This is a genomic window from Brachybacterium sillae (genome assembly GCF_025028335.1).
GTDB classification, from domain to species: Bacteria; Actinomycetota; Actinomycetes; order Actinomycetales; family Dermabacteraceae; genus Brachybacterium; species Brachybacterium sillae.
The window spans coordinates 947,003-960,650 of record NZ_JAFEUW010000001.1 but is presented as its reverse complement, the minus strand read 5'-3'; the positions used below and the strand labels follow the sequence as shown (position 1 = coordinate 960,650).

The 13,648-nt window shown below is 73.5% G+C and carries 11 protein-coding genes, 1 pseudogene and 1 riboswitch; of the genes and pseudogenes, 6 read left to right on the top strand and 6 right to left on the bottom strand.

The genetic code is table 11. From position 1 onward, the window contains the following. Positions 1-36 precede the first annotated feature (36 nt). From JSY14_RS04405 to JSY14_RS04395, 3 genes and pseudogenes are all read right to left on the bottom strand, one after another. Positions 37-737: pseudogene (locus JSY14_RS04405) on the bottom strand (transposase); the annotation flags it as partial. Next, positions 691-1,188: a hypothetical protein gene (locus JSY14_RS04400; RefSeq protein WP_259557551.1), complete on the bottom strand. Its 498-nt coding sequence runs from the start codon at positions 1,186-1,188 to the stop codon at positions 691-693. The pseudogene JSY14_RS04405 and the gene JSY14_RS04400, both read right to left, overlap by 47 nt. 357 nt (positions 1,189-1,545) lie before the next feature. After that, positions 1,546-2,481, bottom strand: coding sequence for a 1,4-dihydroxy-2-naphthoyl-CoA synthase (locus JSY14_RS04395; RefSeq protein ID WP_259557550.1), 936 nt, complete (start codon positions 2,479-2,481; stop codon positions 1,546-1,548). A gap of 61 nt (positions 2,482-2,542) precedes the next feature. Between JSY14_RS04395 and JSY14_RS04390 the strand changes: the two genes are divergently transcribed. The 3 genes from JSY14_RS04390 to JSY14_RS04380 are packed head-to-tail and all read left to right on the top strand — an operon-like array spanning position 2,543 to position 6,406. Next, a complete protein-coding gene (locus tag JSY14_RS04390) occupies positions 2,543-3,526 on the top strand; it encodes an o-succinylbenzoate synthase (protein ID WP_259557549.1) in 984 nt (327 codons plus the stop codon). Positions 3,527-3,530: 4 nt separating this feature from the next. Continuing rightward, the gene (gene menD, locus JSY14_RS04385) at positions 3,531-5,198 is read left to right on the top strand and encodes a 2-succinyl-5-enolpyruvyl-6-hydroxy-3-cyclohexene-1-carboxylic-acid synthase (protein WP_259557548.1); all 1,668 of its coding nucleotides are present in this window, start codon (positions 3,531-3,533) and stop codon (positions 5,196-5,198) included. Further along, on the top strand, positions 5,195-6,406 hold the full coding sequence (locus tag JSY14_RS04380; RefSeq protein WP_259557547.1) for a S1C family serine protease: 1,212 nt from the start codon (positions 5,195-5,197) through the stop codon (positions 6,404-6,406). The genes menD and JSY14_RS04380 overlap by 4 nt, the downstream gene beginning before the upstream one ends. A 45-nt stretch (positions 6,407-6,451) precedes the next feature. Here JSY14_RS04380 and JSY14_RS04375 read toward each other — a convergent pair whose 3' ends face one another. Next, positions 6,452-7,726, bottom strand: a complete 1,275-nt coding sequence (locus JSY14_RS04375; RefSeq protein WP_259557546.1) for an isochorismate synthase — start codon at positions 7,724-7,726, stop codon at positions 6,452-6,454. Between the two features lie 122 nt (positions 7,727-7,848). On the opposite strand from JSY14_RS04375, the gene JSY14_RS04370 reads away from it, so the two are divergent. Further along, positions 7,849-9,180, top strand: coding sequence for a cell division protein PerM (locus tag JSY14_RS04370; protein ID WP_259557545.1), 1,332 nt, complete (start codon positions 7,849-7,851; stop codon positions 9,178-9,180). Here JSY14_RS04370 and JSY14_RS04365 read toward each other — a convergent pair. After that, positions 9,145-9,564 carry a hypothetical protein gene (locus tag JSY14_RS04365; RefSeq protein ID WP_259557544.1) on the bottom strand — a complete coding sequence of 140 codons (420 nt, stop codon included), beginning with the start codon at positions 9,562-9,564 and terminating at the stop codon, positions 9,145-9,147. The genes JSY14_RS04370 and JSY14_RS04365 overlap by 36 nt on opposite strands. Before the next feature lie 49 nt (positions 9,565-9,613). Continuing rightward, on the bottom strand, positions 9,614-10,933 hold the full coding sequence (locus JSY14_RS04360) for a UDP-glucose dehydrogenase family protein (protein WP_259557543.1): 1,320 nt from the start codon (positions 10,931-10,933) through the stop codon (positions 9,614-9,616). Between the two features lie 196 nt (positions 10,934-11,129). On the opposite strand from JSY14_RS04360, the gene purN reads away from it, so the two are divergent. Further along, a complete protein-coding gene (gene purN / locus JSY14_RS04355) occupies positions 11,130-11,714 on the top strand; it encodes a phosphoribosylglycinamide formyltransferase (RefSeq protein ID WP_259557542.1) in 585 nt (194 codons plus the stop codon). A gap of 41 nt (positions 11,715-11,755) precedes the next feature. Next, a riboswitch (ZMP/ZTP riboswitch) is annotated at positions 11,756-11,834 on the top strand. Between the two features lie 21 nt (positions 11,835-11,855). After that, positions 11,856-13,583, top strand: coding sequence for a bifunctional phosphoribosylaminoimidazolecarboxamide formyltransferase/IMP cyclohydrolase (gene purH, locus JSY14_RS04350; protein ID WP_259557541.1), 1,728 nt, complete (start codon positions 11,856-11,858; stop codon positions 13,581-13,583). Positions 13,584-13,648: the final 65 nt, after the last annotated feature.

Sequence of the window (13,648 nt, the reverse complement as noted above, 5' to 3'; positions counted from 1 at the left end):
CACCGGGGAGGGTTACACCACTATCCGGGACTCAACTATCTTGATCGGTCGTCCGTGCTCGTCGGCGTCGAACTGGAAGTCCACCGCCCACACCACGTTCGGCGCGTCCGCCGTCGGCGCGTCGACGGTCGAGGACCCGACGCGCTTGCGTCGACGCCGCTGCGGGACCCGGAGCCCTTCGTCACGCCACAGGCGTTGGATCTTCTTGTGGTTCACCACCCACCCCTCGGCGCGGGCGTCGTGATACGCCCGCCGATACCCGTAGCGGGGATGGTCCTTCGCCCAGGCACGCAGCCACTCCCTGAGCGCCCGATCCGGGTCCGCGACCGTGTCGCCCTTGAGCGGTCGCCGGTACGCGCAGCGGCTCAGCCCGACCAGACGGCACGCCATCCGTTCGCTCACCCGCACCTTGCGCTTGAGGTGATCGACGGCGGCGCGGCGCCTGTCCGGGCTTAGAAGTTTCCCTCAGCCAGCTCCTTGAGCGCGGCCTTCTCCAGCTCTGCTTCCGCGAGCAGACGCTTCAGGGTCGCGTTCTGCTTCTCCAGCTCCTTCAGGCGCTTTGCGTCGTCGGCCTTGAGGCCGCCGTACTGGTTCCGCCACCGGTAGTACGTCTGCTCGGACACCCCGAGCTCCCGGCACACCGCCGAGACGTCCTGACCATCGGCGAGCATCCTGTCGGCCTGCCCGAGCTTACGGACGACCTGCTCGGGGGTGTGACGCTTCCTGCTGTTCGTCATGATCTGACCAGTCTCCCTGCCCGCGACCGCGGGCAACAGGACGACTCTCATAACGACTGGACCTACGAAACGGGGTCAGCCCAAAGGTGTAGGTGACCGTCACCGACTCCACACGCACGGTCGCGCTGGTGGCCGCCTCGAACCAGATCCCGATGGAGGTGTTGGGGTCGCGGCGGCAGTCGCCGTCCTTCTTCCCGAGGGTGGTGGTGGGGCCACCGCTCGGCGTGCAGGCCTCGGTGTTGATGTACCCGCCGGAGGTGCGGCAGGAGAGCGAGGTGCCGGACTCCCAGAAGTAGCGGAACTCGTAGCTGTGAGGGGTCACGGTGGTGGCCGTCGGACGGGAGGCGGCGAGCGCGGGAGCGGCCGTGGCCATCAGCGCGGTGGGGGCGGCCCAGGCGACGCCGCGGGCGATGGCGCGGCGGCTGATGGTGGGGGTGGTCTCGGTGTGCACGGCTCCTCCTCGGTGCCTGCCTCGTGGAGGCCTCGCCGACTCCACGAGAAGGGGGCATTAAGCCCAAAACAGACATCTGCGGCGATGCGCACACCGTACTGGTGCGAAAGGATGAGATCAACCATCGCGCAGTGCGTGTGAAGGGCGTCACTCACCACAGGGGTGGTGGAGTGATCACTCAACGAGCGTTTGCCGAAGCTGCAGGTCAGCACGTCTTACTGCGGAGTCGATCGACCGCCTTGTTGTCGGACGGCCCGGATCGGAAGCGACGGCACCCCCGACGAAAGTCGGAGACGCGGATCCGGGGAACCGCGTCTCCGACACACCGCCCGGTGCGCACCCGCACCGGGGTGACCGTCACTGGGGGTGGGGGAACGCGCTCCAATCGGGCTCGCGCTTGGCGAGGAACGCGTCGCGGCCCTCCTGCGCCTCCTCCGTCATGTAGGCCAGACGGGTCGCCTCCCCGGCGAACACCTGCTGTCCCATGAGGCCGTCATCGGCCAGGTTGAAGGCGAACTTCAGCATGCGGATCGCCTGCGGGGACTTGGTGGCGATCGTCGCGGCCATCGCCAGCGCCTCCTGCTCCAGGTGGTCGTGGTCCACCACGCGGTTCACGGCGCCCCAGTCGTAGGCCTCCTGCGCGGAGTACTCCTCGGCGAGGAAGAAGATCTCGCGGGCCCGCTTCTGTCCCACCTGCTTCGCGAGGTACGCGGAACCGTAGCCGCCGTCGAAGGAGCCCACGTTCGCGTCGGTCTGCTTGAAGCGGGCGTGCTGCCGGGAGGCGATCGACAGGTCCGCCACCACATGCATGGAATGGCCGCCCCCGGCCGCCCAGCCGTTGACCACGGCGATGACGACCTTCGGCATGGTGCGCATCAGGCGCTGCACCTCGAGGATGTGCAGACGGCCCGCGGAGCGCTGCCGCACATCGGCCGAATCCTCCTGTTCGGAGTACTCGTAGCCGCTCCTGCCGCGGATGCGCTGGTCCCCGCCGGAGCAGAAGGCGTAACCGCCGTCCTTGGGGGAGGGGCCGTTGCCGGTGAGAAGGATCGTGCCGACGGTGGTGTCCAGGCGGGCGTGATCCAGCGCCCGGTACAGCTCATCCACGGTGCGGGGACGGAACGCGTTGCGCACCTCGGGACGGTCGAAGGCGATGCGCACCGCGGGCACGTCCACCGCGCGGTGGTAGGTGACGTCGGTGAACGGCTCCCCGCCGTACTCACCCGGACTGACCTCCCGCCACGCAGCGGGGTCGAAGGTGTCGGAGATCCGGGGTGCGCTGTGCTCACTCATGCCGTCAGGCTAGCGGCGGACCCGACCGCGCAGGAGACCGGCCCGACGCGACAATGGGACCATGCGCATTCCCGCTCCGCTGCGCGACCGGGGCATCGACCGCGCCGTCGCGTTCTCGATCCCGATGACCACCCGCTTCCGGCGGATCGACGTGCGCGAGGGCGTGCTCCTGCACGGCCCCGCGGGCTGGGCGGAGTTCTCCCCGTTCCGCGACTACGACGCCGGCGAATCCGCCGCCTGGCTGCGCGCCGCCCTCGAGGACGCGACCACGGCCCGGCCGGCGGCGCGCCGCACCACGATCCCCGTCAACGCCACCATCCCCGTGGTCGACCCGCAGCGCGCCCAGCGGATCGTCCGCGAGTCCGGCGCCCGCACCGCCAAGGTGAAGGTCGCCGACCCCGGGTCCTCTCTGGAGGCCGACGTCGAGCGCGTCGCCGCCGTGCGGGACGCCCTCGGCCCCGGAGGCCGGGTGCGCATCGACGCCAACGCCGCCTGGACCCTCGAGGAGGCGTTGCGGGCGGTGCCCGTGCTGGACCGCGCCGCCGGGGGTCTCGAATACGTCGAGCAGCCCGTCGCGGCGCTGGAGGACCTCGCCGAGCTGCGCTCCCGGCTGGACGTGCCCGTGGCCGCCGATGAACTGGTGCGGCGCGCCGAGGACCCGCTCCGGGTGGCCCGCGCCCGCGCCGCCGACGTGCTGGTGCTGAAGGTGCAGCCCCTCGGCGGAGTGCAGCGCTGCCTGGACCTCGCCGCCGAGGCCGGCCTGCCCGTCGTCGTCTCCAGTGCCGTGGAGACCAGCATCGGGCTGTCGGCCGGACTGGCGCTCGCCGCCGCCCTGCCCGAGCTGCCGTACGCCTGTGGTCTCGGCACCGGCAGTCTGCTCACCACGGATGTCGTCGCCACCGACGACCGGCTCGTCCCCACCGCGGGGGAGCTGCCGGTCACCCGGCCCCCCCTCGCACCGGAGACCGTCGAGTCTCCGACCGACCCGGAGGTGGGCCAGTACTGGCAGCACCGCCTCACCGACTGCGCCGCCCGGTTAGCCTGAGCACGTGACCGCCGCCCCACCCGAGACCATCCGCCCCGCCGCCCCCACCGGTTCCGGGGCGGTCGACGCCGCGATCGTGCTGTGGCGGGCGCTGATCGGTCTGGGGGTGCGCGACGTGGTGCTGTCCCCGGGCTCCCGCTCGGCCCCGCTGGTGCATGCGCTCGCCGCCCCCGACCTCGCCCGGGATCTGCGGGTGCACGTGCGGATCGATGAACGCGCCGCCTCTTTCACCGCCCTGGGGCTCTCCCGCGGGGCGCCGCAGCATCCCGCGGCGGTGGTGACGACCTCGGGCACCGCCACTGCGCACCTGCACGCCGCGATCCTCGAGGCCCACCACGCTCGCGTGCCGCTGCTCGCCCTCACCGCCGATCGTCCTGCGGAGCTGCGCGACACCGGTGCCAACCAGACCGTCCACCAGGTGGGCCTGTACGGCGACGCCGTGCGGTTCGCCGCCGATCTGCCGGCCCCCGCCGCCGACCGCGCCGAGGCGGCACACCTGCGCACCGTCGTCGGCACCGCCGCGCGAGCGGTGGCCGCTGCGCGCGGCGAGATCGGCGCCGCGGCCGGGCCGGTGCACCTGAACCTCGGTTTCCGCGACCCCCTGGTGCCGTCCGCGCCCGTCGGTGCCGACGACCCGTCGGCACCCGCCCTCACCCTCACGCGCCGGATCCCCGCCTCCGCGCCCGAGCCGGTGCCGGTGGAGGTGACCGGCCGCACCGTCCTGGTCGCCGGTGATGGCGCCGGGGTCGAGGCCGCCCGTCTGGCCGAGGCCCACGACCTCCCGCTGCTGGCCGAACCCGCCTCGGGTGCCCGCCGAGGAGCGGCCCTGATCCCCACCTACCCGACCCTGCTGCCGCAGGTCCTGGCGGGGGAGGAGCACCCGGCCCGCCCCGACCGGGTGCTCGTGCTCGGTCGCCCCACCCTCTCGCGGCCCGTGGTGTCGGGACTCCTCGGCGATCCGCGGGTCGACGTGGTGGTGGTCGACCCGACCGGCCCGTGGCCCGATGCCGCCCGACGCGCCCGCCTGGTGGCGCCCGCCGTGGAGCCCGTCGCCCCCGGCTCTCAGATGGCGCAGGCGCAGCGGGACTTCGCACAGCAGTGGCGGCGGCTCGCCGCCGACGGGACCGGCCCGGGGTCCCTGCCGTGGCAGGCTCAGGCGGCCCTCGCCGTGTGGGAGGCCGCAGGGCCGGAGGACGTGCTGGTGCTCGGCTCCAGCAGCCTGGTGCGCGACCTCGAACGCAGCGCCGGACCCACGAGAGCCACCGTCCTCGCCAACCGTGGTGTCGCCGGGATCGACGGCCTGCTCAGCACCGCCACCGGAGTGGCACTCGCCCGTCGCGACGCCCCCGGACGGGTGCATGTGCTCGTCGGGGACCTCACCGCCCTGCACGACCTCACCGGGCTGATCATCGGCCCCGACGAGGAGCAGCCACCTCTCGACGTGATCGTGGTCGACGACGACGGGGGCCGGATCTTCGCCGGCCTCGAACACGCCGCCGCCCCCGCCGCCCTGGTGCGCCGCTTCTTCACCACCCCCCACGGCACGGACATCGCCGCGGCGGCGCAGGCCCTCGGGGTCCCGTCCCGCACGCTGCGTGCCACCGACCTGCCCGCTGCGCTCACCGACCCCGCGCCGCGCCGCCGACTGCTCTGCGTCAGGGAGGATTCATGAGCGCCCCGTACCCCGCCCCCGGTCCCGGTCAGGAGCCCCACGACATCCATCTGCTGCGTCCCGCCCCTGAGGCTCCGGCCCCCACCCGCCGCGGCCCCGGGTGGTGCGGCGCCGGAGCCCTCGCCCTGGCCGCGGCCCTGCTCGGCTCCGGGCTCACCCTGGTCGGGGACACCGCCGTCGAGCGCTTGCTGCCCGGGACCACCGCCGAGGCCCCCACCGGGGACCGTGCGGCGGACCGCAGCGACGAACGCACCGCCGACACCGCCTCCCGTCCCGCCGACGGGACCACCACCGACCCCGACTGGCAGCAGGTCGCCGCCGAGGTGTCCGCCAGCACCGTGGCGATCACCGCCGAGCTGCCGCAGGGCACCAGCCAGGGCACCGGGGTGATCCGTGACGACCAGGGGAACATCGTCACCAACAACCACGTCGTGGACGGGGCCCGTGAGGTCGCGGTGTCCCTCGCCGACGGCCGCATCTATCAGGCGCGCATCGTCGGCCAGGACCCCTCCACCGACATCGCCGTGCTGCGTCTGGAGGACCCGCCGTCGGACCTCACCGTCGCCACCTTCGGTGACTCCGACGCCGTGCAGGTCGGGCAGCCGGTGATGGCCGTCGGCACCCCGCTGGGACTGCAGAACACCGTCACCACCGGCATCGTCTCCGCCCTCCACCGCCCCGTGGTGACGGGGGAGCGGGACGCCACCGCTTACACCTCCGCGATCCAGACCGATGCCGCCATCAACCCCGGCAACTCCGGCGGGCCGCTGGTCGACGCCACCGGGGCCGTCATCGGCATCAACTCCTCCATCGCCTCGTTCGCCGACGAGCAGCAGCGTGCCGGGTCCATCGGCCTCGGGTTCGCCATCCCCTCCGCCACGGCCCTCAGCATCGCCGATCAGTTGATCGCCGGGGGCCCTGCGCGGCATGCCCGACTGGGGGTCGTCGCCGAGGATGCCGAGACCACCGTGGGCGGGGCCGGGGCGCGCGGCGCCCGGGTGCGGACCGTGGAGGACGGGCAGGCCGCCGCCGCGGCGGGGGTGCGACAGGGCGATGTGATCCTGCGGGTCGATGACGTCCCGGTCGACGGCGCCGCAGCCCTCACCGGTGTGATCCGCGGCATGACCCCGGACAGCGACCACCGGCTCACGCTGGTGCGCGACGGCGAGGTCCAGGAACTCCCCGTCAGGCTCGGGGCCGACGGCTGACCCCGAGGGTCGGGCGCGTCTCAGACGCGCGTCAGGCGTGCCCCGTCAGTCGCGCAGTGCCCGCAGCACCGGCCGCATCTTGGCCAGCGCCTCTGCATGCTCACTCACGGGATCGGAGGCCGCGACCACCCCGCCGCCGGCCTGCAGGCGCAGGGTGTGCGCATCGACCACATGCCCCATCCGCAGCGCGATCGCCCACTGGCCGTCACCGCGGGCATCCATCCACCCGACCGGCGCCGCATACCCGCCGCGATCCAGACCCTCCAGGGCGGAGATGACCTCTTCCGCCGCGGCCCGCGGGGTCCCGCACACCGCCGCGGAGGGATGCAGCACCCCTGCTGCCTCGAGGCTGGAGACGTGCTGCGGCAGGCGGGCGGTGACATCGGAGGCCAGGTGCTCGATACCCGGCAGACGCAGCACGAACGGCTCCGCCGGGGCCTGCACCTCGACGGCGATGCGCTCCAGCGACTCCACCACGGAGGCCACGGCGAAGGCATGCTCGGCACGCTCCTTGGCGTCGTGGCGGAACGCGCGCCGGTCGGCCTCCGCCAGCGGCGCGTCGTCCTCCACGGGTCGCGAGCCCGCCAGGACCCGGCTGCGCAGGGCGCCGGCCTCGGTAGCGGCGAGCATCTCCGGGCTCGCCCCCAGCACATCGCCCACCCGGTACACCCAGGTGGAGGGGAAACGATCAGCCAGGCGCGCCAGCACATCACCCAGGACGATCGGGCACCGGCTGCGGGCCGACATCGTCGCCGACAGCACCACCTTCTGCACCGCGCCCGCGCGGATCCGCTCGATGGCCTCGGCGATCACCGACTGGTACTCATCGGGGGTCAGGTGCGGCTCCAGGTCGATGAGGCGCTCGGCGTCGGCGGCGACCGCGCGCACCGGGAACACCCGGTCCACCGGTGGCATCTGCGTGACCGGGCCGTCGGTCGAGATCACCGTGAGGAACCCCTCCCCGTCGCGCACCCCCAGCAGAGCTCGCGGCACCACCAGGCGCGACGGGCGCGGCGAGGTGGCCGCATAACTGAGGGACCCGAGGGCCACCAGGCCGCTGCCGCGCACTCGCATCGCGTCCTCGACCCGTGCCCGTGCGGCGAGGGCGCGGAAGTCCTCGGCCAGGCGGCCGGCACGCTGGGGACCGGTGGCGGTGAGTTCGGCGGCGGCGCCGACGGCGAGCAGCCCCTCACCCTGGTGCAGCCACACGCCGCTGGGGTCGGCGGGGATCCGCTCACGCAGGGCGACCGGTGCCTCGAGGCGCACCGTGCGCACGTGCAGCATCGGCGGGGAGGACGGGGCGGAGGCGGGCGCGGGCATCGTTACCATTGTGCCGCACCTGCCCCGCCCCGGCGCGCCTGCACCCGCCCTCGGTGCCCTCGGGTGCGAGCATGGGATGCGGTCCCGGGCTCCCCCGGGATCTCCCCGTGCACGGAGGCCTGGTGAACCGCAACGTCCCCCACAGTGCGTCCCCGCTGATGCAGGGCGCCGTCTCGGCGCTCATCGCAGTGGCCACGGTGCTCGCCCTGACGGTGGTGCCGGCGCTGGCGGCGCAGATCGCCGGCAGCCGCTCCACCGCCACCGTGCTGGACGCCCTGCTGCTCGGCATCCACGCGACGATCCTCGGGCACGGCGGCGGGCTCGTCGTCTCCACCGGTGTGGTGGACGGCGCCATGACCCTCACGCCCTTCGGGCTCACCGCGGTGATGCTGGCGGTGAGCGCGGAGCGGCTGCTGCGGTTGGGCCGTGCGCTGGGGCTGGTCGAGGGCGGTCACCTGCGCCCCCATGCGCTGCGTGACGCCGGGGCGGCCCTCACCGGGTACACCGCGGTGTATGCGGGGCTGCTCGGTGCGATCGCCTCCGTGGCTCAGCATCCGCTGGTGCGGCCGGTGGTGTTGTCCGCCGTCGTCAGTGGCGCACTGGTGGCCGTGGTCGGCGGTCTGGCCGGGATCGGTCTGGCCCTGGCGCGGCCGCGCCGCGACGGCCGTGCGGCCCCGGCCACTCCGGCGCTGCTGCCCACCCCCGTCGGGGCGGTCGCGCGGGCGCTCGCCGTCGGCGCCGCCGGACTCACGGCCCTGGGCATGCTCACCATGGCGGTGCTGCTGCTGGTGGCGGCGCCCCGCGTGGTGGCCCTCACGGACGCCCTGGCCCCCGGGCCGGTGGGCGGGGTGGTCCTGATCCTGCTGCAGCTGGCGCTGCTGCCCACGCTCGGCGTGTGGGCGCTGGTGGTGCTGTGCGGCGGGTCGGTGACGCTCGGCACCGGCACCCTGCAGACGCTGGGCGCCTCCAGCACGGGGGTGATGCCCGCTCTGCCGCTCCTGGCCGCGGTGCCGGACCCGGGCGAGCACCCCCTGGCGGTGCGCGCCCTGGTGCTGCTGCCCGCCGCAGTGGTGGCGCTCGGGGCGGTGCTGCTGGTGCGGCAGACCCGCGACCTGGAACCTCGGGAGCGGTGGGGTGCCTGGGTGGCCTACCCGCTGCTGCTGGCCCTGGGGATCCAGCTGCTGGCGGGATTGTCGGCCGGCAGCATCGGCGCCGGCCGCCTCGCCGAGGTGGGCCCGCGGGCCACCGACCTGGTGCTGCCAGTGCTCGCGGTGTGTGTGCTGCCGACGGTGGCGGTCATCGCCGTTGACCGGCTGGGCCTCGTGGACCGCGGCCGGGCGGGGCTGGAGGATCTGCGGCGGCGCGTGGAACGGGCCGAGCAGATCGAGCGCGGCGGGCAGCCGCCGCGCGACCAGGGATCAGCCGCCGAGGAGACGACCGACCCACTGCGCTGAACTCTCCCGGGCCTGCTCATCGCACTGCGTGCGGGCCTGTTCCGTGAGCGCCTCCGCGCGGCAGTCCTCCAGCTCCTTCATCGGGCTGTAGAACGCGATGCTGAGGGCCGACCCCGCCAGCAGCATGAAGCACACCGGCACCCCGAGCAGCGCCGTCAGTGTGGCGAGGGGCCGGCGGCCCTCCCGCCAGGTCTGCACCACCGCGATGATCATGACGACCAGCGCGGCCAGGCCGATCAGACCCGCGAGCAGCGAATACGGCAGCGGCAGCAGCATGCTCACCCATGCGGCCAGCAGCAGCACCGACAGCAGCCGCAGCGTGCCCCGCGACCGCGGCACGGAGTCGTCACGGACAGGGTGGGATGCGGGCTCGGAGGGGCTCATGCCCTCCATTGTCCCCCGCGGTCGCGCGGGCGCTGTCAGGGACGGGATCTCAGGGACGACCGGTGCCGATGTACTCCCACCCGGCATCCCGCCAGGTGCGCGGGTCCAGGGCGTTGCGACCGTCCACCACGATCGGCTGCGCGACGAGCTCACGGGTCGCCACCGGGTCCAGCTGCACGAACTGCGGCCACTCCGTCCCCAGGAACACCAGGTCGGCACCGCGCACGGCCTCCTCGACATCGTCCACGGCGCGCAGCACCGGGAACTCCCGACGCACGTGGTCCATCGCGGCCGGGTCGGTCACCCGCACCGTCGCACCCCGCAGCGCCAGTTTGTTGGCCACCGCCAGGGCGGGGGAGTCACGGATGTCATCCGACAGCGGTTTGAAGGCCGCCCCCAGCACGGCGATGGTGCGCCCGGTGAGGACACCCTCCAGGGCACGGGAGACCCGGTCGGCGGCATGCTGCCGGGCACGGGCGTTGATCAGGTCGATCTCCCGCAGGAACGACAGGGAGTCGCTGGCGCCGAGCTCCCCGGCGCGGGCCATGAACGCCCGGATGTCCTTGGGCAGGCACCCGCCGCCGAAGCCGATGCCGGCATGGAGGAACTTCCGCCCGATGCGCTCGTCGATGCCGATGGCGTCAGCTAGGACGGTGACGTCGGCCCCGGTGCGGTCGCACAGTTCCGCCATCGCATTGATGAAGGAGATCTTGGTGGCGAGGAACGAGTTGGCGGCGACCTTCACCAGCTCGGAGGTCTCCGCCCCGGTGACGATCCGCGGGGTCCCGTCGGCCAGCTGCCGGGCGTAGACGGCGTCGAGGATCGCCACTGCCTCGTCCTGCTGCCCCGGCTCCAGCACCCCGTACACCAGACGATCCGGGGCGAGGGTGTCCTGCACGGCGCGACCCTCCCGCAGGAACTCCGGATTCCACAGCAGAGTCATGCCGCGGGCGCGCAACCGCTCCCCGACCTGCCGCGCGGTCCCCACCGGCACCGTCGACTTCCCCACCACCAGCGGCCGTGTCCCCGGTCGCTCGGCGACGGCGTCGATCAGCGACCTCACCGCCGCCTCCAGGTAGCTCAGATCGGCGGCGGCGCCGTCGGCCCGCTGAGGGGTGCCCACCCCGAGGAAATGCACCTCGGCGTCGGCGGCGTCCTCCATCCGGGTGGTGAACCGCAGACGCCCCGAACCCACGTGGGTGGCGAGCAGCTCCGGCAGACCGGGCTCGACGAAGGGGGCCCGCCCGGCGGCCAGGCGCTCGATGCGGGCAGGATCCACATCGACCCCCACCACCTCGTGGCCGTTCTCCGCCATGCACGCGGCGTGCACCGCTCCCAGGTATCCGCAGCCGATGACGCTGACTCTCATGTCGTGCCGTGCACCTCGTCCGGTCGGGTGAGTCGTGGTGGGGGGTCTGTCGTCACTGTAGGAACGGCCTGGTACGGGGAACGGACCCGGCGGGCACAGGTCGCGCAGTGTTCGGCCGCCCGTCACGACCAGGTTACGCGGCGGACACCCAGGGGGTGGGTGCCGGGGGACCGCGGCCCGCTCGTATGCTCCGGGTGTGAGCAGAACCCGTGTGACCGTCCTGATCTCCGGCACCGGCAGCAACCTCGCCGCGCTGCTGGCCGACTCCCGCCGACCCGACGCCGCCTACGAGGTGGTGGCCGTGGTGGCCGACGTCGATGCCCCCGGCCTGGAGCACGCCCGCCGGGCCGGCCTGCCCACCGCGGTGGTGCGCCTGACCGACCATCCCGACCGTGCGGCCTGGGACCGGGCGCTCGCCGCGGAGGTCGCCCGGCATGATCCGCAGCTGGTGGTGCTCGCCGGGTTCATGCGGCTGGTCGGGGCGCCGCTGCTGGAGGCCCATCCCGGGCGGCTCCTCAACACGCACCCCGCGCTGCTGCCGTCGTTCCCCGGTGCCCACGCGGTGCGGGACGCCCTCGCCCACGGGGTGAAGGTCACCGGGGCCACGGTGATCGAGGTCGACGCCGGGGTGGACACCGGTCGGATCCTCGCGCAGCGGGCGGTGGAGGTCGCCGAGGACGACACCGAGGAGAGCCTCCACGAACGCATCAAACAGGTCGAACGGGAGCTGCTCCCCGCCACCGTCGACACCCTCGCCCGTCGCCTGGGCGCGACCCCCTGAGAACCGTCGCACCGCACGGACCGATCCCCGCTCCCGCTACCCTGGGGGGACACGACTGGCGACGGTGGAGGACCACCAGGGAGTGACCACGTCGGCGCATCGTCCGCCTGGGTGCGCCGCGACCGCCGATCGAGGAGGACCATGTCCCGCCAGCCCATCCGCCGTGCCCTCGTCTCCGTCTACGACAAGACCGGCCTGGAGGATCTCGCCCGCGCCCTGCACGGCGCCGGGGCGGAGATCCTCTCCACCGGGTCCACCGCCGCGACGATCCGCGAGCTCGGGATCCCCGTCACCGACGTCTCCGCAGCCACCGGATTCCCGGAGATGCTCGACGGGCGGGTGAAGACCCTCCACCCCGTCATCCACGGCGGCATCCTCGCCGACCGCACCAAGGAGGCCCACGTCCAGCAGCTGGAGCAGCACGGCATCGCCCCCATCGATCTGGTGGTGGTGAACCTCTACCCCTTCGAGGAGACCGTCGCCGCCGGCGGCACCGATGCGGAGATCATCGAGAAGATCGACATCGGTGGCCCCGCCATGGTGCGCTCGGCCGCGAAGAACTTCGCCTCCTGCGCCGTGGTGGTGCATGCCGCCCACTACGCCCTCGCCGGTGAGGCGGCCGCCCGCGGTGGCTTCACCCTGGCTGAGCGACGGCTGCTGTCGGCTGTGGCCTTCGACCGCATCGCCGGGTACGACGACGCCATCGCCGAGTGGACCCTCGAATCCTCGGCGGCGTCGGCCCTCGAGGAGGGCGAGGAGGAGACGCAGGCGCGGCTGGCGATCCTTGGGGCCCTGCACGGCGGGGCCGACGAGGACCACCTCGTCGACGATGCCGACGAGGTGGAGGACGACGAGCTCGACGACGGCGCCCTCGAGGAGCTCAACCCGCTGGACCTGCCCGAAGACGAGGCCGAGCTGATGGGCTTCGCCGCCACGCTGCGGTACGGGGAGAACCCCCACCAGCGGGCCCGCCTGGCCGTCGTCGACGACCGCGCCGCCGGGCTGGCGGGTGCCGAGCAGCTGGGCGGCAAACCGATGAGCTACAACAACTACGTCGACGCCGATGCCGCGCTGCGGGCCGTGTTCGACCACCCGCAGCCGTGCGTGGCGGTGGTCAAGCACAACAATCCCTGCGGCCTGGCGATCGCGCGCGACGGTGAGGACGTGGCCGTCGCCCACGCCAAGGCGCATGCCACCGATCCGGTCTCGGCGTACGGCGGGGTGATCGCCGTGAACCGACCGGTGAGTGTCGCCATGGCACAGCAGGTGGCGCCGGTGTTCACGGAGGTGATCGCCGCCCCCGGGTACGAGGACGGTGCCCTCGAGGTGCTGCAGGCGAAGAAGAACCTGCGCATCCTGCAGGTGACGGGCCGGCCCGACTCGCCGGTGCTGATCCGGGAGATCTGGGGCGGAACCCTGATCCAGGACGTCGACCACTACCAGGCCGAGGGCGATGACCCCGCGCAGTGGACCCTGGCGGCGGGGGAACCCGCCGACGCGCAGACCCTCGCCGACCTCGAGTTCGCCTGGCGCAGCGTGCGGGCGGTGAAGTCCAACGCCATCCTGCTGGCCTCCGACGGTGCCGCCGTCGGCGTCGGCATGGGCCAGGTGAACCGTGTGGACTCCTGCCGCCTCGCGGTCGAGCGCGCCAACAGCCTTGCCGAGGACGGCGCCGAGCGCGCCCGCGGAGCAGTGGCCGCCTCCGATGCCTTCTTCCCCTTCGCCGACGGGCTGCAGATCCTGCTCGATGCCGGGGTGCGGGCCGTGGTGCAGCCCGGCGGGTCGATCCGTGACGACGAGGTGATCGAGGCCTGCCGCGCGGCCGGGGTGACCATGTATCTCACGGGGGCGCGCCACTTCGCCCACTGAGCCTCGACGGGGGAATCACCGGGCGACGGTGACGGGCCCCTGGGCCCCGTGCGGACCCAGGGGCC